20 protein-coding genes and 2 tRNA genes are annotated in these 24,657 nt (G+C 44.6%); 15 read left to right on the top strand and 7 right to left on the bottom strand.

Annotated features, from left to right (window positions below; translation table 11 throughout):
• Positions 1 to 737: 737 nt before the first annotated feature.
• From O9X84_RS01900 to O9X84_RS01855, 10 genes are all read left to right on the top strand, one after another.
• Positions 738 to 814 (top strand) — tRNA-Asn (locus tag O9X84_RS01900).
• Positions 815 to 840: 26 nt separating this feature from the next.
• Positions 841 to 917 (top strand) — tRNA-Asn (locus O9X84_RS01895).
• A gap of 261 nt (positions 918 to 1,178) precedes the next feature.
• On the top strand, positions 1,179 to 1,760 hold the full coding sequence (rsxA, locus tag O9X84_RS01890) for an electron transport complex subunit RsxA (protein WP_269517825.1): 582 nt from the start codon (positions 1,179 to 1,181) through the stop codon (positions 1,758 to 1,760).
• Positions 1,760 to 2,329: an electron transport complex subunit RsxB gene (rsxB, locus tag O9X84_RS01885; protein WP_032094506.1), complete on the top strand. Its 570-nt coding sequence runs from the start codon at positions 1,760 to 1,762 to the stop codon at positions 2,327 to 2,329. The genes rsxA and rsxB overlap by 1 nt, the downstream gene beginning before the upstream one ends.
• Before the next feature lie 2 nt (positions 2,330 to 2,331).
• The gene (rsxC, locus tag O9X84_RS01880) at positions 2,332 to 4,743 is read left to right on the top strand and encodes an electron transport complex subunit RsxC (RefSeq protein ID WP_269517824.1); all 2,412 of its coding nucleotides are present in this window, start codon (positions 2,332 to 2,334) and stop codon (positions 4,741 to 4,743) included.
• Positions 4,740 to 5,843 carry an electron transport complex subunit RsxD gene (gene rsxD, locus O9X84_RS01875; protein WP_269517823.1) on the top strand — a complete coding sequence of 368 codons (1,104 nt, stop codon included), beginning with the start codon at positions 4,740 to 4,742 and terminating at the stop codon, positions 5,841 to 5,843. The genes rsxC and rsxD overlap by 4 nt, the downstream gene beginning before the upstream one ends.
• Positions 5,844 to 5,857: 14 nt before the next feature.
• The gene (gene rsxG, locus O9X84_RS01870; protein ID WP_269518005.1) at positions 5,858 to 6,523 is read left to right on the top strand and encodes an electron transport complex subunit RsxG; all 666 of its coding nucleotides are present in this window, start codon (positions 5,858 to 5,860) and stop codon (positions 6,521 to 6,523) included.
• Positions 6,520 to 7,212 (top strand): electron transport complex subunit E, encoded by a 693-nt coding sequence (locus O9X84_RS01865; protein WP_269517821.1) that lies wholly within the window; start codon positions 6,520 to 6,522, stop codon positions 7,210 to 7,212. The genes rsxG and O9X84_RS01865 overlap by 4 nt, the downstream gene beginning before the upstream one ends.
• Before the next feature lie 341 nt (positions 7,213 to 7,553).
• Entirely contained in the window at positions 7,554 to 8,294 is a 741-nt protein-coding gene (locus O9X84_RS01860) for an endonuclease III domain-containing protein (protein WP_269517819.1), read from the top strand.
• A 121-nt stretch (positions 8,295 to 8,415) separates the two neighbouring features.
• Positions 8,416 to 9,822, top strand: coding sequence for a M20/M25/M40 family metallo-hydrolase (locus O9X84_RS01855; RefSeq protein ID WP_269517817.1), 1,407 nt, complete (start codon positions 8,416 to 8,418; stop codon positions 9,820 to 9,822).
• Positions 9,823 to 10,349: 527 nt separating this feature from the next.
• On the opposite strand, the gene cspE is transcribed toward O9X84_RS01855, so the two are convergent.
• Entirely contained in the window at positions 10,350 to 10,562 is a 213-nt protein-coding gene (gene cspE, locus O9X84_RS01850) for a transcription antiterminator/RNA stability regulator CspE (protein WP_032094499.1), read from the bottom strand.
• Between the two features lie 536 nt (positions 10,563 to 11,098).
• On the opposite strand from cspE, the gene gloA reads away from it, so the two are divergent.
• On the top strand, positions 11,099 to 11,482 hold the full coding sequence (gene gloA, locus O9X84_RS01845) for a lactoylglutathione lyase (protein WP_269517816.1): 384 nt from the start codon (positions 11,099 to 11,101) through the stop codon (positions 11,480 to 11,482).
• A gap of 26 nt (positions 11,483 to 11,508) precedes the next feature.
• The gene (glpQ, locus tag O9X84_RS01840; RefSeq protein WP_442864484.1) at positions 11,509 to 12,639 is read left to right on the top strand and encodes a glycerophosphodiester phosphodiesterase; all 1,131 of its coding nucleotides are present in this window, start codon (positions 11,509 to 11,511) and stop codon (positions 12,637 to 12,639) included.
• 8 nt (positions 12,640 to 12,647) lie between these two features.
• Here the strand turns inward: glpQ and O9X84_RS01835 are convergent, their stop codons facing one another.
• Entirely contained in the window at positions 12,648 to 13,481 is an 834-nt protein-coding gene (locus O9X84_RS01835; protein ID WP_269518003.1) for a flagellar protein MotY, read from the bottom strand.
• Positions 13,482 to 14,015: 534 nt separating this feature from the next.
• Between O9X84_RS01835 and rnt the strand changes: the two genes are divergently transcribed.
• Both rnt and O9X84_RS01825 read left to right on the top strand, forming a co-directional pair.
• A complete protein-coding gene (rnt, locus tag O9X84_RS01830; RefSeq protein ID WP_269517813.1) occupies positions 14,016 to 14,654 on the top strand; it encodes a ribonuclease T in 639 nt (212 codons plus the stop codon).
• 203 nt (positions 14,655 to 14,857) lie between these two features.
• The gene (locus O9X84_RS01825) at positions 14,858 to 15,052 is read left to right on the top strand and encodes a bacterioferritin-associated ferredoxin (protein WP_269517811.1); all 195 of its coding nucleotides are present in this window, start codon (positions 14,858 to 14,860) and stop codon (positions 15,050 to 15,052) included.
• A 99-nt stretch (positions 15,053 to 15,151) separates the two neighbouring features.
• Here O9X84_RS01825 and O9X84_RS01820 read toward each other — a convergent pair whose 3' ends face one another.
• From O9X84_RS01820 to O9X84_RS01800, 5 genes are all read right to left on the bottom strand, one after another.
• Complete coding sequence (locus tag O9X84_RS01820; protein ID WP_442864490.1) at positions 15,152 to 18,043, bottom strand: TonB-dependent receptor plug domain-containing protein; 2,892 nt, start codon at positions 18,041 to 18,043, stop codon at positions 15,152 to 15,154.
• A gap of 381 nt (positions 18,044 to 18,424) precedes the next feature.
• Positions 18,425 to 19,492, bottom strand: a complete 1,068-nt coding sequence (locus O9X84_RS01815; protein WP_269517807.1) for a FecR family protein — start codon at positions 19,490 to 19,492, stop codon at positions 18,425 to 18,427.
• A gap of 1 nt (position 19,493) precedes the next feature.
• Positions 19,494 to 20,054, bottom strand: coding sequence for an RNA polymerase sigma factor (locus O9X84_RS01810; RefSeq protein ID WP_032094494.1), 561 nt, complete (start codon positions 20,052 to 20,054; stop codon positions 19,494 to 19,496).
• A gap of 179 nt (positions 20,055 to 20,233) precedes the next feature.
• Entirely contained in the window at positions 20,234 to 22,786 is a 2,553-nt protein-coding gene (locus O9X84_RS01805) for a TonB-dependent receptor plug domain-containing protein (RefSeq protein ID WP_269517803.1), read from the bottom strand.
• Positions 22,787 to 23,109: 323 nt separating this feature from the next.
• The gene (locus O9X84_RS01800; protein WP_032094492.1) at positions 23,110 to 23,460 is read right to left on the bottom strand and encodes a Grx4 family monothiol glutaredoxin; all 351 of its coding nucleotides are present in this window, start codon (positions 23,458 to 23,460) and stop codon (positions 23,110 to 23,112) included.
• A gap of 446 nt (positions 23,461 to 23,906) precedes the next feature.
• Between O9X84_RS01800 and sodB the strand changes: the two genes are divergently transcribed.
• Entirely contained in the window at positions 23,907 to 24,488 is a 582-nt protein-coding gene (gene sodB / locus O9X84_RS01795) for a superoxide dismutase [Fe] (RefSeq protein ID WP_032094491.1), read from the top strand.
• The last annotated feature ends 169 nt before the right edge of the window (positions 24,489 to 24,657 follow it).

The following is a 24,657-nucleotide window of genomic DNA, read 5'->3' as shown; positions in this document are numbered from 1 at the left end:
GCAAAACAGGGTTTTGAAGCGTTTCACACCAAAACCACAAGGTTTATCAGAGCGTAAATTTTGTTACTCATATGTAACAACTCTTGATAAAACATAAATTTAGCTGCATAGCATTTAGACATTCGCTGAATTAACACACAAGCTAAATTTTGTCCACATGATCTCATCGGATCTCACAATAAGATCGTTAACAATGCCATAAGGCGCTGATTTTTAAGGTTTATAATAAGAGCCGCGTCATTGGATATTGAGATCAAAAGTGCAACGATCGTTTCTGTAATTATTACCAAATCAATCTATCAACATAGTTATCCACAGATTTAGTGGATAACTAACGCTAGACCATAGATGGCGGGATTTCGTGTAGCTCAAACGCAAATAAAGGTAAGTAGTGACTAACCTTTTAATCCTTAGGTTCAGGTTACAGTTTTATTAAACACTGTATACAATACCAGCATCAAAGCTTTTTTTTATTCTATTTTGTTATACTAATTTCAAGTAATGAGATATGAAAAACAAGCCATTTTAGTTTTGTTATCCACGTGACAGAAAAAACGTAATAAAGAGCATTTTCTTGTTTTAGTTCACTAATTAATCATTAATTTCGCACCGTTGACGACTATTTGACCACCAAGACGCTAAAAAGCTATTTTTTGCGCAGTCAGTGCAAATATTTTAGATATATTGTTGACAGCAACTAAGTACGTCTTTAATATTCGCCCCCGTTGAAGCACAGGTCCCCCTTAGCTCAGTTGGTTAGAGCGACGGACTGTTAATCCGCAGGTCCCCCGTTCGAATCGGGGAGGGGGAGCCAACTTCAGCAGTAAATTAAGTGTCAATTCCCCCTTAGCTCAGTTGGTTAGAGCGACGGACTGTTAATCCGCAGGTCCCCCGTTCGAGTCGGGGAGGGGGAGCCACTTGATTGGCTCACATCTCTACATTTAAAAGCATTGTTCTACAAAAGCCCCTTCTAGTTTGATATCTCTTTACAGTTTTCTCCTCTAGATCCAAAATTTATTAAATTACCCTAATTCAATCAAGTTGTTAAACCGGTTGTAAAAAGCGATAATAGTGCTGCTATTTTGTCTTATTTATTTGCGACCTGAGCTCGCATAAATTCTGTCAAGGACCTCCCTCTTTCATTTAGGTCTATTTTTGGCATTTCATTTGGGTTTTTCATGACTGATTTTTTACTGCTATTGATTGGCACAGTATTGGTAAACAACTTCGTATTGGTGAAGTTTTTAGGTTTATGTCCTTTTATGGGCGTATCAGGCAAGCTCGAAACCGCTATGGGCATGTCTATGGCTACCACATTTGTGCTTACACTAGCCTCTGCTTCAAGCTATCTCGTTGAGACCTATTTATTGGCTCCCCTTGGGCTAAGTTATCTTCGCACCCTTGCCTTTATTTTAGTCATTGCAGTAGTGGTTCAATTTACCGAAATGGTAGTGCACAAAACGAGCCCAACGCTTTATAGGCTATTGGGTATTTTTCTCCCTCTTATCACCACTAACTGCGCAGTGCTTGGCGTGGCGTTACTCAACCTAACGGAACAGCACAACTTTATGCAGAGCCTTATTTATGGGTTCGGCGCAGCTCTTGGCTTTTCATTAGTACTCATTTTATTTGCCGCAATGCGAGAGCGCCTTGCGGCCGCAGATGTGCCCGTTTCTTTTAAAGGAGCCTCCATTGCAATGATAACAGCAGGTTTAATGTCCCTCGCCTTTATGGGGTTCAGCGGATTGGTGAAAGTGTAATGTCTATTTCATTTGCTGTTATTACCATTGGTGTTCTCGCCGTTATCTTTGGCCTGATTCTTGGCTACGCCAGTATTCGTTTTCATGTTGAAGGCGACCCACTTGTAGAGCAAATTGACGAAGTTCTGCCTCAAACGCAATGCGGTCAATGCGGCTACCCAGGATGTAAACCCTATGCTGAAGCCATCGCTAACGGGGATGATATTAATAAGTGTCCTCCTGGTGGTGAATCAACAATTAAAAAGCTTGCGGATTTAATGGGTGTTGAAGCTAAGCCCCTTGATGCTGCTCACGGTGAAGAAGATACAAAAAAGGTAGCGTTCATTCGCGAAGACGAATGTATTGGATGTACAAAATGCATTCAGGCCTGTCCAGTAGACGCTATTTTGGGGGCTGCTAAGCATATGCACACCGTTATTGTCGATGAGTGTACCGGTTGCGACTTATGCGTTGATCCCTGCCCCGTAGACTGCATTGATATGGTTCCATTGGTTCAAACAACGTCCACCTGGAACTGGGATTTTTCTTCATCACCGAAAGGTGACATTCCAATAAAAATGGTGTCTTAATCGTGTTATCTCCAAGCTTTGATTCCATTATTGAAACACTGAACAACAACAAGTTGTATTCGTTTCCAGGTGGCGTACATCCCGACGATAAAAAGTCGCTATCCAATACAACGACGATACAAGTGCCCTCTTTACCAGCGCACCTTATTGTTCCTATGCGCCAGCATATTGGCTCTGATGGCGCGTGCTGCGTTGAAGTGGGTGATAAGGTGCAAAAAGGGCAAATACTGTCGCAAAGCGCAACGCCGTTTGCGGTGCCTGTGCACGCGCCCACATCTGGCGAAATCATTTCTATTGCACCACATGTAGTTGCCCACCCCAGTGGGTTAACTGAGATGTGTATCACATTGAAACCTGATGGAAATGATACATGGTGCGATTTAAGTCCTATTCCCAATTACACCGACGTCAATAAAAACGAATTAATAAACCATATCTGCCAAGCCGGTATTTCTGGAATGGGCGGCGCAGGGTTTCCAACACATATAAAAACATCAACATCGAAACCTATAGAGTTTTTGGTGCTAAATGGCATTGAGTGTGAGCCCTATATTACATCCGATGACCGACTGATGAGAGAACATGCCTGGCAAATTAGGCAAGGGCTTGACATATTAGCTCATTTAATTAATCCCAAGGCGATCATTGTCGCGATAGAAGACAACAAGCCGGAAGCACTGCAGGCATTAAACATTGCCTGCCAAGATAAAGATGCATACCGCGTTGTTAGTGTGGAAACCAAATATCCTGCAGGCGGTGAAAAGCAGCTTATTCAAGTACTGACAGGAAGAGAAGTTCCTCGCGACGGATTACCTGTCGACATTGGCGTGGTAATGTTTAACGTTGGTACATGCTATGCGGTTGCTGACGCCATCTTGCAAGGTAAGCCCCTTGTGGAGCGAATAGTCACGGTAACGGGAGAAGCCGTTAAACAACCAGGGAACTTCAGGGCTCTTATTGGAACGCCTGTTGCACATTTACTTGAACAAGCCAAGTACAATCCAAAAAAACAAAAAGCACCGAAAGTGGTTATGGGCGGCCCTATGATGGGGTTCACACTCTCAGACGCCAGCATTCCGATTGTAAAAACAACCAACTGCCTGCTTGTACCAAGCAAAAAAGAATTGGTGGATGATAATGCAGAGCGCCCTTGTATTAGATGCAGCGCTTGTGCCGATGCCTGTCCAGCGTCTTTACTTCCTCAGCAAATGTTCTGGCATGCAAAAGCCAAAGAATATGATAAGGCTGAGGAATACGATTTATTCGACTGTATAGAATGCGGCGCATGCGCATATGTGTGCCCTAGTGAAATTCCACTAGTACACTATTACAGACAGGCTAAAGCTGATATTCGCACTCAACGAGACGAAAAGAACAAAGCTGAAAAAGCCAAGCAACGTTTTGAGGCAAGAAATGAGCGCCTAGAGCGTGAAAAACGCGAAAGAGAAGAAAAGCATCGCAGAGCAAAAGAGGCGCGACTAGCAGCAAATCAAGCTAAACCGGCAAACACTGACGTACCAGCACAACCGGCGAGTGACACCAAAGACAAAGTGGCGGCGGCACTTGCCCGAGCTAAAGCTAAAAAAGCAGCCTTACAAAGCAATGTCAGTAATCAAACCCAACCTGATGCTAAGACGCAAGAGAGCGCACCGGTAACAGCCATCGATTCAAGCGTTAAATCAAGCGGCAATTCAAGCGGTGGATCTGGTAGCGATAAAAAGGCGCAAGTCGCGGCAGCAATTGCCAGAGCAAAAGCAAAGAAGGAAGCTCGGGGGGCAGACGCTTCGAACAACCCCACTGCAGCAACAAAGCCAAAGAGCGAAATTTCAAGTGACAGTAATAGCAACAACACTGCTGAAACTGATGCGGGCGCAACGGATATTGATGATAAAAAAGCAAAGGTTGCTGCGGCCATTGCTAGAGCGAAAGCCAAAAAAGCAGCTCAACAGGCTTCTGCGCCAACTAGCGATGCTTCCTTAGCTTCTGACGCTAAGACTTCTGAAGCTAAGCCCGCTAAAAGAGCGGAACGTGATAGCACCTCGGGTGACACTGGGGTAAATGATACGCCTTTAAGTGAAGCTGATGAGAAGAAAGCACGTATTGCAGCTGCTGTGGCTAAGGCAAAAGCGAAAAAAGCCAGTTTAGCGCAAGGCGATAACCGTGGTGAAAAAAGCAATAACAGCCATATCAGCACCAAAGATAGCAAGAAGGCGGCTAAGGTATCTAACAACGAAATCATTAACACGCCTAGTCATCATGGAGACACGGGTTCGCAAGAGCAAAGTGCTTCAGATGCTAAGAGTTCCGCAAATGCCAACAGTGGCGAAGATGCAAAAAAAGCGCGAATTGCAGCTGCGGTAGCAAAGGCCAAGGCAAAAAAAGCAGCAATTGATAAAGAGAAAGAGTCAAAATGAAATTAAGTTTATCAAGCTCACCACATCAGCGCGTAAAACGAGATACGGGCCAGGTCATGCGCATCGTCATTTATGCCATGATCCCTGGCATGATAGCGCAGTCGTGGTTTTTTGGCTGGGGCATGCTTATTCAAGCGGTAATCGCTGTGGCTAGTGCGCTCATATTTGAAGGCGTGATATTGTATTTGCGAAACCGCCCGATTGAGAGAACACTAACTGACTATAGTGCGGTGCTAACGGGCCTGCTTATTGCAATCAGTATTCCGCCTACCCTGCCTTGGTGGATGACAATTATTGGGGTGTTTTTTGCCATCGCCGTTGCAAAACAAGTCTATGGCGGGCTTGGTTTTAATATTTTCAATCCCGCTATGATAGCTTACGTGGTGCTACTAATCTCTTTTCCGGCAGCGATGAGTGTATGGCTTCCAGTAACCACACACGCCGCCATTACGCCTAGCTTTCTCGACTCAGCATCGCTTATTTTCACCGGATTTACCACAAGCGGCTACGACGTAACTCAACTAAAAACGCTAGCCGGCGGCGCATCCATGGTTGACGGAGTCACTATGGCCACGCCGTTGGACACGTTAAAAACCGATCTTACACAAGGCCTCACCTACTCAGAGTCATTAGCCAAACCCACTTTCGATGGCAGTTTTTTTGATGCAGCAGGCGCTGGATGGGGCTGGGTTAGTCTAGCTTATCTACTTGGCGGTCTGGCTTTAGTGAAAACCCGCGTAATTAGCTGGCATATTCCTGGCAGCATGGTAATCAGTGTGTTTGTTTGCGCAGCGTTACTGCACTTAGTGAATGGCGATCTTTACGCTTCACCTCTGTTTCATTTGCTTAATGGCGCTGTAATCGTTGGAGCATTTTTCATTGCCACCGACCCCGTGTCGGCATCCACTACCCCAAGGGGCCGCCTCATTTTTGGTGCAGCCATCGGGTTTTGGGTTGTCGTTATTCGTGTGTTCGGTGGTTATCCCGACGCTGTAGCGTTTGCAGTCATTATCATGAACATGGCAGTGCCATTAATTGACTACTACACACGCCCACGAGTTTATGGCAAAAATGTCAGCAGTAAGATGAGGGCAAAGTAATGGCCCTAAATAACATGATAAAAGATAGCCTGATTAAAAACGGTGTAATGTTAGGTAGCTTCGCGATTGTGACAACTGCGCTTATCGCCGTTACCTTTTTCGGTACAAAAGATACTATTGAAGAACAAAAAAGACGCAAACTTCTGAGTGTTCTTAACGAAGTGGTGCCAAGTTCACTGCACACCAACCCGCTCTACGCCGACTGTACTGTTATCGATTCACCGGCCCTTGGTCCAGGCAATCATGCTGTATATCGAGCGCGCCTAAACGGTCAACCCAGTGGGCTAGTTGTACAAGCCACAGCCCCTAATGGGTATAGCGGTAACATCGACATGGTTATTGGCGTAGATATTCAGCTCAATGTATTGGGCGTTCGCGTTGTTGAACATAAAGAGACCCCAGGGCTTGGTGATAAAGTAGAGCTCGCCATTAGCGACTGGATAACATCATTCGCAGGAAAAGAGTTTTCTAGTGAAAACCTCGCGCCTTGGCAGGTGAAAAAAGACGGCGGTGAATTCGACCAATTCACAGGGGCAACGATCACTCCACGAGCGGTGGTTAATGCAGTTAAAAATGCACTAATTTATGTAGAAGAAAATCAGACTCGTTTATTTGACGCCCCCAATCAATGCCAAGTGGGTACTGATATAGATGCCGACAGTCAGGAGCAGCCATTATGACAGATTTTCGCGACTTATCGCTTCAAGGGCTATGGAAGAATAATCCAGCCTTAGTCCAGCTTCTCGGACTATGTCCATTACTTGCAGTCACCTCTACCTTTATAAACGGGTTAGGGCTAGGTTTGGCGACCATGCTTGTTCTTATCGGCAGCAACGTTACTGTGTCGCTTGTGCGTAATATTGTGCGTAACGAAATCCGTATTCCCGTATTCGTTATGATCATCGCCTCATTTGTTACTATTGTTCAGCTACTAATGAACGCCTACACCTACGATCTGTATTTGGCACTGGGAATATTCATCCCTCTCATTGTTACTAACTGCGCCATCATTGGTCGCGCAGAAGCATTTGCTTCCAAGAATCAACCTCTCGCCTCGGCCTACGACGGCGTGATGATGGGACTTGGATTCACCGCAGTTCTCGTGATTTTAGGCGGTCTCAGGGAAATTTTAGGGGCGGGTACCTTGTTTACCGGTGCCGATAGGCTATTCGGTGAGGTCGCACAAAACTGGGCAATCACGCTGTTTGAAACGGACAGCCCTTTTTTACTGGCCATTTTGCCACCCGGCGCGTTTTTAGCGATGGGGCTATTAATCGCGGTAAAAAACATGATAGATACGAAACTCGCAGAAAAAGACACAACACCGAAAGCGAAAGCTGAACGGGTGAGAATTACTGCAGAAACATAGCCATTAGCGGACCGTTCCTAGGGCGTGTTGATCTTTGCTGTACATTTTTGCAGCGGTCTGTGAGCTATTTAAACAAGGCGAATGGTTGAAGGTCTAGCAGGCTAAATCGAAACCATTCAACGCAGGGTAAATAGCTCACAGGCGCTGCCCGAAGGGGGCGTTATGGAAGCATTTTACTCTTTGTCGACGCTTTTTTTATTTGGGCCCTTTGACTTAGCCCACTAGGCCTACAGGACTGTTTCGCGATTGAAATGCTTCAATTTAGCCCAAAACTCGTACAACAAAAATCAACACGCCCTTAGGGTTCAAGTTAACTATAATTATATTAAGAGAGCACATTCATGGGTGACGCTGTAAAAACATTGTCGAAACACGAAAAAGTCCAGGCCATCATGGATATTCTCGACGACCTTTACCCTGAAATTCCCGTTCCCCTTGACCATACCGACCCATACACATTATTAGTCGCCGTACTGCTCTCAGCACAATGTACCGATGAACGTGTTAATCAAATAACACCGAAGCTTTTTGCCAAAGCAGATAACCCATTCGACATGGTCAAAATGAGCATTGAAGAAATTCAGAATATTATAAGGCCCTGCGGCCTATCGCCAATGAAATCAAAAGGTATTTGGCACCTTTCTGACATGATTATAAAGCAGCATGATGGCAAGGTTCCTCAAGATTTTACGGCTCTTGAAGCTATGCCAGCCGTGGGCCACAAAACAGCGTCCGTAGTCATGTCTCAGGCGTTTGGCGTGCCTGCATTTCCGGTGGACACACACATCCACCGATTAATGTATCGCTGGGGTTTATCAAATGGCAAAAGTGTTGAGCAAACTGAGCGTGATGCAAAACGCCTATTCCCTAGAGAGAGATGGAACGACTTACATCTACAAATAATTTTTTACGGCCGTGAGTATTGCCCGGCCAGAGGCTTTTCGTTAGACCGATGCCTAATTACAAGAGAGTTTGGGCGAAAAAGTTTCATTAATGAAGTGATTAACGAGCAAGAAAAGAAGAAAACGCTAGCGGCTAAGAAGAAAGCAAAGCCGGTTAAACGTAAAGCGCAGACTCAGTGAGTTACCTGTCTTCTAAAATCCCATTCTTACAGCAAGCATTATCGACTTTCATCTCACAGTCGCTATGATTGAGTAACAAAAATAAAAACACAAAATTGACAAACAAGAACTTGGAGATGACATGCTACAACTTAAAGCAGTAACACTGAGTGCATTAGTGGGGGTGTTTAGCACATCCTTACTCGCCGCTCCCTCCCCCATTACCGATTCACAAAAAGAAACCGCAGAACAACTCATACAAACCGCTCTTAAAAGTGATATGGGCTATGACATAGTCACATCACTGACAACCGAGGTCGGTCCTCGATTAGGTGGCTCAGAGGCTGAGGCTCGTGCAAGGAACTGGGGTGCCGAGCTTGGAAGAGAGTTAGGTTTTGATAGGGTATCAATAGAAGAGTTCACAATGCCTTTTTGGGATCGTGGTCACTTACATATTACGCTCACCTCTCCTTATCAACAGCCGCTTTATGGAACAGCCCTTGGCGGAGCTGCCCCGAGCGAGAGTGAAGTTAATGCCGATGTAGTCTATTTTCGCGACATTCACGCCTTAACAGATATCAAAGACTCAGAGCTAAAGGGAAAAATTGCCTTTGTTGATGGCGACGCCATGGTTAAAAGCCAAACTGGTGCGGGCTATGGACAAGCTAATCAGCGGCGACGCATTGGATGGCAACATGCCCAGCGTGGTGGAGCAAGTGCCCTTGTTGTGCGTTCTGTTGGCTCGGACTCCCACCGTTTTCCCCATACAGGCATGATGAGTAAAAATGGCGACGAATGGGCAAACATACCCGTTATTGCTGTTTCTAATCCAGATGCGGACCATCTTCGCCGCCTTCATCAAGCCAATAAACCGCTTTCCATGTCGCTTCACAGTGAATCCAAGTGGAAAGGTGAAGTGAGCAGTGGCAATGTGATCCTCGATATCGTAGGTAGTGAGAAGCCAGAAGAGATTGTACTCATTGGCGGGCATTTAGACAGCTGGGACTTGGGAACAGGTGCGGTTGATGACGGTGCTGGTGTTGCGATTACCACTGCAGCTGCAGCGCTTATTGCTAAACTTCCAACGCGACCTAAACGCACCATACGCGTTGTTATGTTTGGCGCTGAAGAAGTAGGCCTATTAGGTGCTTTTGCCTATGCAAAACAGCACGAGGCAAATTTAGCCAATCACGTTGTGGCCACTGAGTCAGATTTTGGCGCGCAAACAGTCTGGCAATTAGTATCAAATGTTAATTCAGACGCAACGCAACTCGTGGACGATATCGCTAAGATACTGTCACCATTAGGCATTATTCGAGGCGGCTCTGACATCGCAGGCGGAGGCCCAGATATTATTCCATTAGCAGCGAAGGGCGTACCCACTATCAGACTGAATCAGAATGGTCGTGATTACTTTGACTTACACCATACACCTGATGACACGCTGGATAAAATCAATCCTGAGGAGCTCGCGCAAAACATTGCAGCTTATGCGGCTAGTATCTATCTCTTGGCAGATACAGATGTAGACTTAAAAGGCGCAAAATAGCATCAAGACACGAGATAACAGTTAACACGGATGTTGGCTGTTCTATTTCGCGGCTTCTCTTGTGCGGTTATTCCTACGAGCTTTTAATTACGCGCTCTTAATTACGCGTTTCTGACACGGGCTTTTTGGAAATTTGGTTTATGAGAGTGTATTAAGCACTTTTCTCGAGCTAAGCTAGCCAATCAAATACGAATTTAATCAACACTGAAAGCGTTATGAAAAGTTTAATAACCAATTAAGGTAGGCTCTAGTTTCTTTCTTAGAACTGAATTCAATATGACGTTTGCTATTTACTTCGGTAAAAGCAATGCTGTTTTTATAGACTGAAATATTGGAAATTGGAGTTTGTACTGGGGAATTTTTTATAGATTGGATGTGCAAATTAATTACTTCTTTTATCATTATTATATTGTTGTTTTTAGTATTCCTTTTGTGGTCAGCAATTGGTAGTAAGAAATTTCAAAAACTTTATATTAGGCTCTCATAAGAGAGCCTAATAACTTCAAAGACTCTAAGCGTCTTTTAGCTTATCGAACAACAACGTTAGCTGCTTGTGGGCCTTTTTGACCTTGTTCTACTTCGAAGCTTACCGCTTGGCCTTCAGAAAGAGTTTTGAAACCGTCAGAAGCGATTGAACGGAAATGTACGAATACGTCTTTACCGCCGCCGTCTTGAGTTAGGAAACCAAAACCTTTTTCTTCGTTAAACCATTTTACTGTACCGTTTACAGAATTAGACATAATATATACCTTTTAAAAAATTGATGTTTAAGTGGTGAAATCACCGATAGCGATAGACATAAACGAGCTAGTAAAGCAGATGTATATCTATATAAAACTTCAATTGAAGGAATAAAAGAGTGGTACAAAGCAGTATTAGGTAAAGCGTAAAACATATCTAAAGCCCGCGTAAGATACATGCAAAGCATGGGCATGTCTAACCTTTTCATCAATGTTTTATTAACCTCATGCTAAAGCGCGCACAAAATACACATAAAGCATTGTTTTGTAGTCACTTTAAAATATTATTTATTTGATTTTTATTTTGACGCATAAGTATTTGCCGCTCTACAACGTATAAAGCGATCGCAAAATGAAAAAATTACCGCCATCGCTAACATCTTAATTAACCTGAGCCTGTTAAAAGAATGTCTTCAAGTTTTCACAATTACCCATTACCCTTAATTTTAAGTGTACTGATATGCTATTCGCTGGCGACGCACTGAATATTGAGGAAGACGGTTTTAGCGAGTAGACCGCTTAACATAGGAATTATTATGAGAATGCTGCACACCATGCTTCGGGTTGAAAATCTAGAAGCTTCACTACATTTTTATGTGGAACTAATGGGTATGCGCTTGTTGCGCCAATCTGACAATAAGGATTACGAATATACACTCGCTTTTGTAGGTTACGGCGATGAAGAGAATTCAACCGTGCTGGAACTCACCTATAACTGGGGAGAAAACACTTACGACAAAGGCAATGCTTACGGTCATATTGCTATTGGCGTCGATGATATTTATTCGTTTTGTGAAAACCTTGAACAAAATGGTGCTGATGTATACCGCAAACCTGGACCAGTGAAAGGTGGCAAAACGGTCATTGCTTTTGTACGCGACCCTGATGGCTATGCTATTGAGCTTATAGAAGGTCGTTAATTCAATGTAGCACCTGCATTTTATGAATGAGAGTACGTCTTGCGCCCACTTCTTTTTGGAATATTTTAATGAACAATCGTCCCGTGGCTTTGCTTTTTTTACTTTTCAACTTATGGATGCTTTCATTTGCAGAAGCATCCCAAACAGAGAGCGCTGTCAATAAGGAAGCGCCAGATAGCGAAAGCCAACGAGCTGAATTTTTAGTCATTGCTCATCGAGGCGCTTCAGGTTACTTACCCGAGCATACTTTAGAAGCGACTGCCCTAGCCTTTGCGCTCCAAGCAGACTTTATTGAGCAGGATGTGGTGATTACCAAAGATAATGTGCCTATTGTGCTTCACGATATCCATTTAGAGACAGTCACCAACGTAGAAACTGTGTTTCCTAAGAGAGCGCGGAAAGACAGCAGGTTTTATGCTCGGGATTTTACATTAGCAGAGTTACGCAGGCTTAACGTGCACGAACGAGAAGATAAAAGCAAAAACAGAGTATTTCCATCACGTTTTTCCGCCACGACTTCTCGCTTTAGCATTGCTACTCTTTATGAGCACTTTGATTTAATAAGCGAACTCAACCGCCAGCTTGGCAAAAACATAGGGGTATACCCAGAAGTTAAATCACCTGCTTTTCACTTAGCTGAAGGAGTAGACGCAAGCCGCATTGTTATAGACGCGCTTCAAGCATTTCATTTAGATGGTGCACAAGACAACAGCTACTTGCAATGTTTTGACTTTAGTGAAGTGAAAAGAATTCGCAGTGAGTTAGGCTACAAAGGCAAGGTTGTTATGTTAATTGGCGAAAATGATTGGAAAGAAAGCAGTACTGACTACACGTGGATAAGAAGTGCAGAAGGAATGGCAGAAGTGGCTAAGTACGCAAATGGTATTGGGCCTTGGGTACCTCAGCTTTTCAATCAAGACGACACAACGCGTAAAAAAATTGAGCCTGCAAACTGGCTAACACATGCACATAGCAATAATCTAACAATTCACCCTTACACCTATCGCCAAGATGCACTGCCTTCTGGAATGAGTGGCCCTCAACTGTTAAACGCCCTACGCAACATAGCCAAGGTAGACGGAGTATTTACCGACCATGTCCCTCCTGTACTAGCATGGCGTGAACAAGGCCGTGCAGACGTCGATGATGCCCGATAAACCAACGGCTATGATTTAGCTAGTCTAACTACAACGCGTCGGTTTTGCGCTCGCGACTCTTTTGTATCATTAGGCGCGATAAAACGCTTTTCACCATGACCGGTTAGCTGAATACGATCGTTAGGTACGCCGATAGCCGTGAGGTAACTTTTAACCTCATTCGCTCTTCTAATAGAAAGCTGTTCGTTGTTCCAACGGCCGCCGTAGCTGTCGGTGTAACCGTCTAGCAGCACGAGTTCTAACTCACCATCTTCTTTGAGATATTCACCAATCATTGTAAGCCGCTTTTGCGAATATTTTGTTAGTTCTGTGCTGTTATTTTGATAAGATAATACTGTGTAAGCTATATCATCAAAGGTATAGGGAAGCAGGTTAGAAACACATTCCACGAATTGTCTGTAAACGCCGGCAAAATTACTCGCGTTTAGCGCCACGCTTACTTTGTCATATTTGTTATACCAATCTTGATAATAAATAGTGGGCCAGAATCCTTTTTCGAGCTCTGAAAGCATGGTCCATGCTGCATCTTGGGGTAAGTCGCCGTTGTACTGCTTTCTCATTGTCATGTCTGCTATCGTCTTAGGTGCGACTCCGGGCATCCATTTCGGCGGTACTGAGTACACCGCAGCAACGTCGAAACGATTGGGCAGCAAGTGCATATCAAGTTCAAATTCCATATTCAGTTGTTTAGACGCTACGCTCGTAAATATGGCATCACCGTATCCAGGCAGCTCATGATTTAACGTACACTGCAAACGCGATTCTGTATCAACTTGCCAGTTAGACGTTTCAACTGTTGCTGAGTACTGGCGCATGGCTGCATGCGCTGCTGTCGAGCTCATCACAACGGCTGCGGTTATGATCAGCCGGCGAATGTTAAGGTGCCCCTCAAACAAAGCTCGTCTTGTAATGTTCCACATTATTTTAGATGTCGATAGCATAACGAAAACCTAGTAAATGAAAATTGAATACCGCATCCATGTGCGCAGCAGTTCCAGCAGTAGTACTAGCAAATACACACTATAATCAGTATATCGCCTTAATCACAAAAAAGTTTAGACGTGATTTATTAATTTACACTCTGTTAGAGCATTCCGCCCTTCCTTATGCAACGCTTTCGTCTCACGGAGCTTTTGTCTTGCGGAGCTTTACGATTTGGCTAGCTTTACTGTAAGCAGAGCCTCTCGAAGTGCCGAGTAATCCGGAGCAGGCGTTTAGTAGCCCGAATTCCACAATTTATTCGTCGCTCTTAAAGCACTGCGCGAATTCGTGCTAGCACTTACCTTTTATCCTTGCGATAATCTTGCTCTATTGTCATTTGTGTCTGCGATTATCCTCACGACACTTCACATTCACCTGTCTGTAAAAGAGAATCTATGTCTTCAACTGCAATGCCTACTTTATCTCAGCGTTTCAGAGGTTACTTTCCCGTTGTGATTGATGTTGAAACTGCAGGTTTCATCGCTGGAACCGATGCGTTGTTAGAGCTTGCTGCTGTAACGGTAAAAATGGATGAAAATGGTTTGCTGCATCCAGACGATACCTTCCATTATCACATTGAGCCCTTCGAAGGCGCCAACCTTGAACCTGCCGCGCTAGAATTTAATGGTATAGATCCAAATTGTGCTCTACGAGGTGCTATTGAAGAAAGCGATGCAATGAAAGACCTATGCAAAGGCGTTCGCAAGGCGCAAAAGAACGCCGACTGCCAGCGTTCTGTGATTGTGGCTCACAATGCCGCTTTCGACCAAGGTTTTGTTAACGCAGCTATCGATCGATGTAATATCAAGCGTACGCCATTTCACCCCTTTGTGTCTTTTGACACCACGAGTTTGGCAGGGTTAGCCCTTGGTCAAACCGTTCTGGTAAAGGCATGTCGAGCTGCGGGGATCGATTTTGATCAAAACGAGGCTCACAGCGCACTATATGATGCACAAAAAACGACCGAGCTTTTCTGTTATATAGTGAATCGCTACCAATCATTAGGCGGTTGGCCTCTTGCCGAAAAAGAATAACCGAATTACTCGGGCGTGTTGAGCTTTGCTATACAAATTTTGGACTAGGTTAAGTGTGCAAAATTAGGCACCGTGAAGTAAGAGTATGCAGAAAGGCTCCCTACACCATTAGACGTATTTAATGAAAATTATTCTCAACTAGACTTGCCAAAACCACGAATAACAATTATTATCATTTACAGATTCATTTGGAGTATTCGATAATGTTTGTGTGTATGTGCTTTGGGGTAACCGATAAAAGTATTCGTGCAGCTGTTGAAAGCAACGGTGTTGGCAACATGCGTGAATTACGTGAGCACTTAGAGCTTGGCTCTCAGTGCGGCAAATGCATTAGCATGGCACAGCAGATTATTGATCAAACAATCATCGACGAATCTCTATTTAAAAACGTAGGCTAATATCCCTTAAATACTTCGGCGCTTCGACGCTTCGCAAATATTAATCGATAGCTAGCACAAGCCACTGTGAGCATTATTGACCCTGCCTTTTTCATTTCACTACTTAAATTCAAACTCCAAACCTGCGTAGAAAAAGTTTCCGTTTATACCGCCCGGCGTAGTCGGCGGATACAAAGCACCAACCTCTCCCTTGAAAATATTAGTATCTGGCAACGTATTGAATAAGTTTTGCGCCCCAACTGTAAAACGAGTTTCCTCTGACACTTGCCACGAAAACTGCGCATCCATGGTCAGTCTTGCACTACCATATATATCAAAGCCTGCAGATGCATCTAAGTGATCTTCATAAAATGAGCCAAAGTAGTTTAAGCGCCATGTAAATGCGAATGACGAAATAGCTTGTTCGAGAGTAATACTTCCCCTGTGGGCTGGCAAATTATCCTCTAGCATGCGTATCCGCGCATTGGTCAAATTTGGCGTAAGCTGAAGCGCGCCATCGACTAACGCCGGGTATAACGTCACTCGCTCTACCTGCGTATCGGTCCAGTTGTAGGCAAACAGCAGATTGTTTTGCCATTCTCCTGCTGCAAATTGATAATTTACAACAACATCAACACCCTGTGTTTTAGTATCAAAATCGTTAGTAAAATATTTTGCAGCGTTGTATTTAGCCGCATCAGGTCGCCCATCGGCAATAAGTGCACTGATGTCATCTTCTGTGAGCGGGATAGCTGACGTAGTGCTGATCCTATCTTCCAAGCGAATATTGAAATAATCGACGGTGGCAAAGAAATACTCACTCACGTGCATTACCGCCCCTACACTGAAATTGACCGATTCCTCTGGTGTCAGCGGTGTCGCGCCAAGCTGTACGGATATTAAATCTGTAGGCGGCAGTGTGGCTTGGTCTTCTAGCCCGTTGGCGCCGTAGGCCGTGGTCACGTTAATAACATTGCTCTGCCCTACCGTGGGCGCTTTAAAGCCTGTATTCACTGAGCCTCTTAAAGCAAAAAGATCGGTAAGTTTGTAGCGCGTACTCAACTTGCCATCAAATGTAGTGCCAAAGTCACTGAAGTGCTCAAGACGTGAGGCAACACCAAATTGCAATGCTTCGGTAACGAAAAACTCAATATCGGCGTACATAGCCCAATTACTGCGACTCCAATTTCCAGCAGACTGAGGCTGATAGCCAGGGAAACCGTTGGAGCCAATTGAAAATCCTTCGTTTAAGCCTAACGGGGGCTCAAATGCATAAGGCCCTGCAATATATGAACTCTCATCGCCTGCTTTTTGAAAATAGGTCTCTTTTCGCCACTCTATTCCAAGACCAATACTCACAGGGTCGTCGAATACGGTTTGAATTAGCTTCGAAAAATCTAAATTTAGGGTGCGCTCGACTTGAGACACGCCTCCTGGGTTAAATGACGTTGGAGAAGCCGGACCTAATGAGGGGTTTACCGTATTGGTAATCTCATAGTCTACATTACTGTAGCCCAAACTCGCACTCACATCGAAAGCCCAATCGTAAGGAAGCTCTTTTCTAAGCCCCACCGCCAATGAGGCGTCTTTAATAGTGCCGCCAAAGCTTGGTGTAAAACCACCTGGATAAACCTCGTTGAACGCAAAGCAGTTTTCGCCAAGCTCAGTACGGTTATCCGCAATCTGCTGATAGGTAGGATTTTGCAATACATCGGCATCGGTAAGGGTAATTGAAGGGCACTGTATGCCAGAATCAATACCATCTAAATCGGCAACAATTAGTCGCCGTGCTCCGGTTTCACCATCAGTGCGGCTAAACACCCCATCCCGTGTTTGGGGATTGCGGTAGTAAAATCCACCCGATAGCTTTCGAGTGGCTGCAGTTAAAAAGCCGTATACGGCCGTGGTGGAAGATGGGCGATAGCCTGCGTTAACGGCAAACTTTATATCGTTATCAACATCAAGCGCGCCCCAAATTTGCGCGGGATTTTGAATAAAACCATTTCCCTGCTCGCTTAACGCGAAAGCGTCGTTCCGCTGCACCGTTCGAGACGTACCGCCCTGCTGGCGATATTCACCAGTTACATTAATAAAACCAGTGTCGCTCAATGCAAAGCCACGATTACCCTGAAATTGAAATAAAGCACCATCTCCCTCGCCATAGGCACCTGATTTCAATGCAAAGCTTCCTCCTTCCCTATCATCTTTAAGCACAAAATTAATGACACCGGCAATAGCGTCTGAGCCATATTGCGCTGATGCTCCATCTCGCAATACTTCCACCTGCTTTAACGCATACGCTGGAATAACTGAAATATCGGGGCCCTGTGCGCCATCGCTCAACCCGCCACCTAAAAAGGTGATGACCGCAGAACGATGCCGACGCTTACCGTTGAGCAATAGCAACGTATGGTCAGATGACATACCGCGTAAATTTGCTGGCCTTACCAAGCTGCTTGCGTCGTTGATTGGTTGGTCGTTCACATTAAGAGATGGCACCATAACGCTGAGCATTGACAGCACGTCTGCATTGCCTTGAGAGCTTAACGACTTAGCGCCAATAATATCCAGCGGAACCGGCGAATCAACGGCGCTTCTAGGCGCATTTCGTGTGCCAACGATAGCAATGCGTTCTAGGGCGTTACTATTATCCTCTTGCTCTTCTTCTTTGCGCTCAACGGGCTTTTTAGCCACTAACGATGTTCGTGAGCGTATGCTTAGTACACCTAAATCATCAGCAATTACCGCAAGCTCGGTTCCTTCTAGCAGCTGCTCAAGTGCTTCATTCAGCGTATAGGTGCCATTGAGCGAGTTGGTTTTAACTCGCTTGGCTAAATCGAAGGGAAAAAGGAGTGTGGTATTTGCCTGCTTAGCCAGCTCGGTTAGGGCTTCATCTGCCGATTGGGATTGCACCGAAAACGTAAATAAGGGCACTTCCGATAAAGCTGGGGCCTCGCTATCGCGGCTTGCAGATGTAGATTGCTGAGCATGGCTTACGCTTTGCCACCCCATGCTTGAAAAGGCTATGTATATCGCCAGCGCCACTTGGCTCTTTTTATTGCTGCTGTCATGGGAGCCACGATAAGCGCTGGGATTAGCGCTGCGACCGGCGCTTTTGTGAGCACAGTAATGAGAGTCCACAGCACGAAAACACCAACTAAAAAGTTGACGTTTCATAGAATGAGTAATGTCTGCAAAATGCATGTACTGCAAGGTAAAATATCGATGTGCTGTTATTCTTTCGTATATTGTCACATTCAATAAGCGGATGCCAATAGGCCAGTACCATCGCGCTAAATATTTTTATATCGCATTAGCGCTTGCCACTCTTTTTTTATATATTTTTGAGGCTGCTTAAGCTCAACAGTTTCATACAGTCATGATCAAAACTGCCTAAGAAGCGACAGATAACTGAATGCTTGTATCGGTTATTTTTTCATAATTGATATTAAAACTGCTTTTTAGCGCTGCCAGTAAGCCATCGATATCGCCCACTTTAAAGTAGCCAGCAACCCGGCGTTTACGTAGGCGTTCATCTGTTATGTTAAACCGCACTGGCGTGTAGCGTCCTATCTCAGCAAGTACCGCTTCTAAAGGCTCGCCTTTAAATACAATCATCCCCTGCTGCCAAGCTAAATCATCATCAATATCGTTTTTCGACATGCTTTCGCGAGCTTCCACCTTGCCTTGCACCGTGGCTTTCTCACCCGCGAACATAAGGAGACCTTCCTCGGTAACAGGCTTCTTCCCAAACAAAGATTCGGCAGATGTGGAATCTCTGAACCGATCTTTAACGAGTACCTTTCCGTCTGTCACAACCAGTTCGAAAGCATTATCGTTAACGTACTGCATATTAAATGCTGTTCCTACCGCGGTAACCGTGTTGTTTCCTGCGGTTACTGAGAAGGGGCGAGACGTATCATGAGCCACTTCAAAATGAGCTTCCCCCTTTAGCAGCACAATAGAACGCGCGCTCTGGGAAAAATCGACCGTAACGATAGAATTAGTGTTCAAGTGCATGACAGAACCATCGGCCAAGGTGATGTTTTTTTGCTCTCCAATACCCGTCTCCACTTTTTCGCTTATGGCGGCAAACTCAGGTGTATTGTCTAACCACACTTGCTGAACAATCGTCCCTATCGCTAACGTCATTACCAAGAAAACAGCGGCAATACTCCAATTAGCACGCTGTTGAAGAGCGTTTTGGCGCTTTGCTCTGTTTCCATCACTTTTACGCATGTGAGACTCGGGAAACAAGCCACTTAACTCGTTGAGCACAGACATGTCGTCCCAGAGGCTAGCCGCTTCAATAAGAGACTGACGATGGGCGTTACTCTCGCTAAGCCAGCTATCAAGTTCCACGAGCTCTTCATCTCTCAAACCGCGGTCTAAGCGGCTTACCCACAAGCAGGCATGCTCTTGGATATCTTCTTTACTGGAAAATTGGCGAATGTTATTCATATCAACTACTGCTTATGTCCTGAGTCGCACTTAAAGGTGCTTGGGGTGACGAAGTATCTTTTGACAGGTCGGCCAAATACCGAGAGCACATTAAAAGACCTTTGGCGACATGCTTTTCCACAGTGCTTTCACTCAACCCCACGAGTTCGGCAATTTCTTTTTGTCGCATGCCATAGACTTTTTTCAATAAAAATACGCGCTTCACATCCGCAGACAGCGTGTCTGTGGCTCGGCAAAAGTGAATGAAGCGCTCTTTACTTTCTACGTTTTTTTCTAAACTGTGCCCTATCAACTCATAGGGCAGCATATCCATATCGTCTAAATGCTGTTTATTTTTATTTTCAGCCTTCGACACATGGTTAAGCGCTAAATTACGCGCAGTTTTAAGCATGTAGGTCCGTTCATACTGTATTTCTTGTTTTAGTTCGGCCTCATAGCTCTTAATAAATGCTTCTTGCACTATATCTTCAATATCATCAGTACCAACAATAGTGCCTACCGCGCGCATTAACTTGCTGCGGTATTTTAAGAAGGTTTCAGCTACTGTCGACTTTCTGGTCATAAATCTCTAATGAATGTGTTTCGAATTGCTTACAGATGTTCAAGAAATATAGATTTTGGGATAACAGCTAAAATCTATAGCCCCTAATCATGCCTGTGTTTGTCAGGCTTTTCACGCTTTAAATATGAATTTTGCGGTGAGTAAAAAGGGAGCAAATGCTCCCTTTTTAGATGTACAAGTTAGAACGTGTACATGCCTCGTAGGTAGTAGAACCCACCATTAATACCAATAGGTGCTGTTGTTGGGTATAACGACCCAGCAATGCCCGCATATTGCGTATTTTCGTCTGGGTATTCATCCAACGCGTTTTTGGCGCCAACAGTAAGCGTGAAGTCTTCTGTAAAGCTATACGCTACTTCTAAATCAACGGTAAATTCAGAACCAATTTTCTCAATTGGAAGGGCTGAGTCTAAGTGATCTTCAAAGATGCTGCCAAAATAGTTTAGGCGTGTAAGGAAACGCCAGTCACCGTTTGTGTGGTTAGCCGTTGCGCTGTAACGAACCGCTGGAAGGTTGTCTTCTAGCATGCGAATACGGAAATCTGAAATATTATCAGACGCTCGGTCAACTACTGTTGATGTCCAGTTATAAGCAAGTGAGAACTTAGTGTCTCCACCCAACATTTCCATGCTGTAGTTTGCTACTACGTCAACACCTTCCGTTGTAGTATCAAAGTCATTGGTAAAGAAGCTGATTTCAGAGAAGCTAGACGCATCATTGATACCTTGAGAAATCAAGGTCGCAATATCTTCATCAGTTAGCGCAATGCCCGAAGCAGTACTTAAACGGTCTGTAAGTTCGATATTGTAGTAATCAGCTGTGATAAATAACCCGCTGTCAAACTGTGCAACAATACCAAAAGTCATGCTTTCTGATTCTTCAGGAGTGAGCTGTTCACCGCCTTTAAGCTGCGATACTGGATCCGTTGGTGGTAGCGTCGCACGGTCAATAAGTTCGCCGCCAGTACCAAACGCTGTCGTTACGTTGCGAACGTTACTTTGACCCAGTGTTGGCGCTTTAAAGCCAGTTGAGTAAGCACCACGGAACGCGATGTTTTCAAGTGCTTGCCAACGGAACGCAATTTTACCTTTTGTGGTGTCACCGAAGTCTGAGAAATCTTCATAACGAAGCGCACCTGCTAACATAAAGTTTTCAGTAATGTACGCCTCTGCATCAATATAAAATGCTACGTTATGACGAGACACAAGGCCTTGGCTATTAGCTGCTAAGCCAGGGAAACCATTTGAACCAATGCCAAAGCCTTGTGACGCCAATGGACCTATTTCATAGGACGCGTTATCACCTGCAAAACTCTCGTAGCTTTCGTGACGGTATTGGAAACCCGTTGCAACGAAAAGTGGCTCGTATAGGCCAATATCGAAAGGTTTAGTGAAATCTATATCTAACGTTTGCTCAGACTGGGTGTAACGACCCGGACTGAATTCAAACGGTGTATCTGGACCAAGAGATGGGTTGATCGTGTTGCTAATTTTAAAATCAACTTCGTTCTGGCCTAAGTTAACGCTAACGTCATACGTTACGTCGTTGTCTAACTCGCCTTTCGTACCGAATACCAAAGACATATCAGTCACTTCACCGCCGAAACGTGGCGTGAAGCCGCCAGGAAGAATTTCGTTGAACGCAAAGCAATCCGGATTGTTCGCCACTTCATTGATATAACGTTCGTTAGTCAGCACGTTTGCGCCTGGTGCAATATCAGTTGGACAGTTGCCCGACATATCACCAGTTAAGTCACCCACAAGAAGCGAACCGTCATTAGCGAAAACACCGCCGCGAGTATGTGGGTTACGGTAGTAGAAGCCACCTTCAACTTCGCGCACCGCATAGTTACCAAACATGTAGGCTTCTGAAGAGTCTGATAGCTCTAGTCCCGCATTCGCGAAAAGCTTAATGTCGTGCTTAATTTCAGGCGAACCCCATATTTGTGCAGGGTCTGCGACAAAGGTGTTGCCAGCAGCAACAAGCGCTGCGGCGTCATCACGCTGCACGCTGCGAGATGTATCGTCTGCAGTGCGATATTCAGCAGAAAGGTTGATGAAGCCCGCATCAGACAGTGGAAGACCAATGTTGCCTGAAAGCTGGATCATGTCACCATCGCCTTCATAAAATGAGCCGTAACGAGCTTCAAACGTACCGCCTTCTGATGCATCGTTAAGGACGAAGTTGATAACGCCTGCGATGGCATCTGAACCGTACTGTGCAGCGGCGCCGTCACGAAGTACTTCTACCTGCTTTAATGCAGATGCTGGGATAACTGAAATATCTGGACCTTGTGCGCCGTCAGAAAGACCGCCACCAAGGAAAGTAATGACTGCTGAGCGGTGACGACGCTTACCATTGACTAAAACAAGAGTATGGTCAGCTGCCATGCCGCGTAAGTTTGCTGGGCGTACTAACGTTGATGCATCGTTGATTGGCTGGTCGTTCACGTTAAATGAAGGAACCACCGTTTGCATCATAGATACCATATCAGTGGCACCCTGTTGCTTAAAGTCCTCACTGGATATGATGTCAATTGGCACTGCTGAATCGCCAATTGAGCGTGGTGCTGCACGTGAACCAACTACCGCAATTTGTTCGTAATCTTCCGCTTTCTTTTCGTCGTCTGCTTCTTGCGCATAAACAGGCGCGGCAGCAATAACGGAAAACGCAGCAGAAGCAGCTAGTACGCTGCGTACGTTTTTAGTCAATAAAGACAAGTGTGTTTTCATGGTGTTTTCCCGGAGTTTTCTTTATCAGCTTTGGCGCTTTTGCGCCTTAAACCATAACCAGAGTGATTACGATAAAGTATTTTTTTATTAGACCTTCATCACTGACGACTGCTGTGTCAGCACAGGTTTTTTATAGAGGGTAACGTATTAAAAAACAAACCTTTTTCGATAAAATAAAAATTTTTTTTCAAGGCGTAGAGGATTTATTTTTCTGGCTTGTCTATGTAGTTTTAGCGGAATTAAAAGCGGTGTGTTTTTGGGTGGTTTTAATCAAAAAAGCCAACTCAAAGCCGGCTTTTCAATAGAGAAATAAGATTTTCCAATTACTCTTCAGTTTTGTGTTTTTCAGCCGTTTCTTTGACTAAAGGCTGTAGCTCGTTTTGCTGGAACATTTCAATAATGATGTCACACCCGCCTACGAGTTCACCATCAACCCACAGTTGTGGAAACGTTGGCCAGTTTGCATATTTTGGCAATTCTGCTCGAATGTCTGGGTTCTGAAGAATATCAACGTATGCGAATGCTTCCCCACACGACATAAGCGCCTGTGAAGCTTGTGAAGAAAATCCACAGCTTGGAAGCTTAGGTGAGCCCTTCATGTAAAGTAAGATTGGGTTCTCTTCAATTTGTTGCTTAATTCTGTCAATCGTCGATTGGCTTTCAGTATTGTCCATGGGATCCTCTCAGCGGAATAGTTAATACTCAGGAAGTGGGAATGCTCGTCACATTTATCAAGGGCAGAATAACACAAATTATCTTATTGTGATGTTATGCAGTGTTTAACATAACCGCTAATATGCTTAATAATGAATAGAGTAACGCGGCAGTCGCTTTACTAGCGCCGATAAAACACGCGTTATAAAGTGATCTGTTGAAAGGTCATGTGGCTATCAATTGTACCGATACTTACTTCTCTCAAGCATAGACAAAAAATTCATAATTTTGTCATTGAGTTATAAGACTTTATCCCCACTTCTACGTTATGCTTTATTTCGAAACGCTTTATTTCGAAACAATACACATAACGATATTAGTGAGCTAAATTAGCACCTTGTCCTCTAATAGCAGGCTTTAGAGGGTTGATAACGTTACATACACAAAACCAATCATGGAGACCGACATGGCTTTTGAATTACCAGCATTACCATACGAACAAAATGCACTAGAACCGCATATTTCAGCTGAGACACTTGAATACCACTATGGCAAGCATCACGCCACCTACGTAACTAAGCTTAATGGCCTAGTAGAAGGTACTGATATGGCGAGCAAGAGCCTAGAAGAAATCATTAAGGCTTCTGAAGGCGGTGTATTCAATAACGCAGCTCAAGTTTGGAACCATACTTTCTACTGGAATTGCTTAAGCCCAAATGGCGGCGGCGAGCCAACAGGTGCAGTAGCTGACGCAATCAATGCAAAATGGGGCTCATTCGCTGACTTCCAAGCCGCGTTTAATGACAAAGCAGTGAACAACTTCGGTTCAAGCTGGACGTGGCTAGTAAAAACAGCTGACGGCAGCCTAGACATTGTTAATACAAGCAATGCTGAAACACCTATTTCAGGCGACTCGCTAACGCCAATCCTAACTGTTGACCTTTGGGAACACGCGTATTACATCGATTACCGTAATGCTCGTCCTAAGTACCTAGAAAACTTCTGGGCATTGGTAAACTGGGAATTTGCTAATAGCAACCTAGCGTAAGCGACCTCTGTTTCTAGACAGGGTGAGCGCTATACAGAGCGGTCACTGAATAGAAATAAATCGCTACAAATAGCTGAATATGAAAGCCTCGCACTAGCGAGGCTTTTTTGCTTTCGGCGACAAAAACTCTCTTAAAAAGTTAACCTACAAAACCTTACCTTCATTGAGA

This window comes from Alteromonas sp. BMJM2, assembly GCF_027257845.1.
In the GTDB taxonomy this organism is placed as follows: Bacteria; Pseudomonadota; Gammaproteobacteria; order Enterobacterales; family Alteromonadaceae; genus Alteromonas.
Note: the sequence above shows the minus strand (reverse complement) of the source record. Positions and strands in the feature narration are given on the sequence as shown.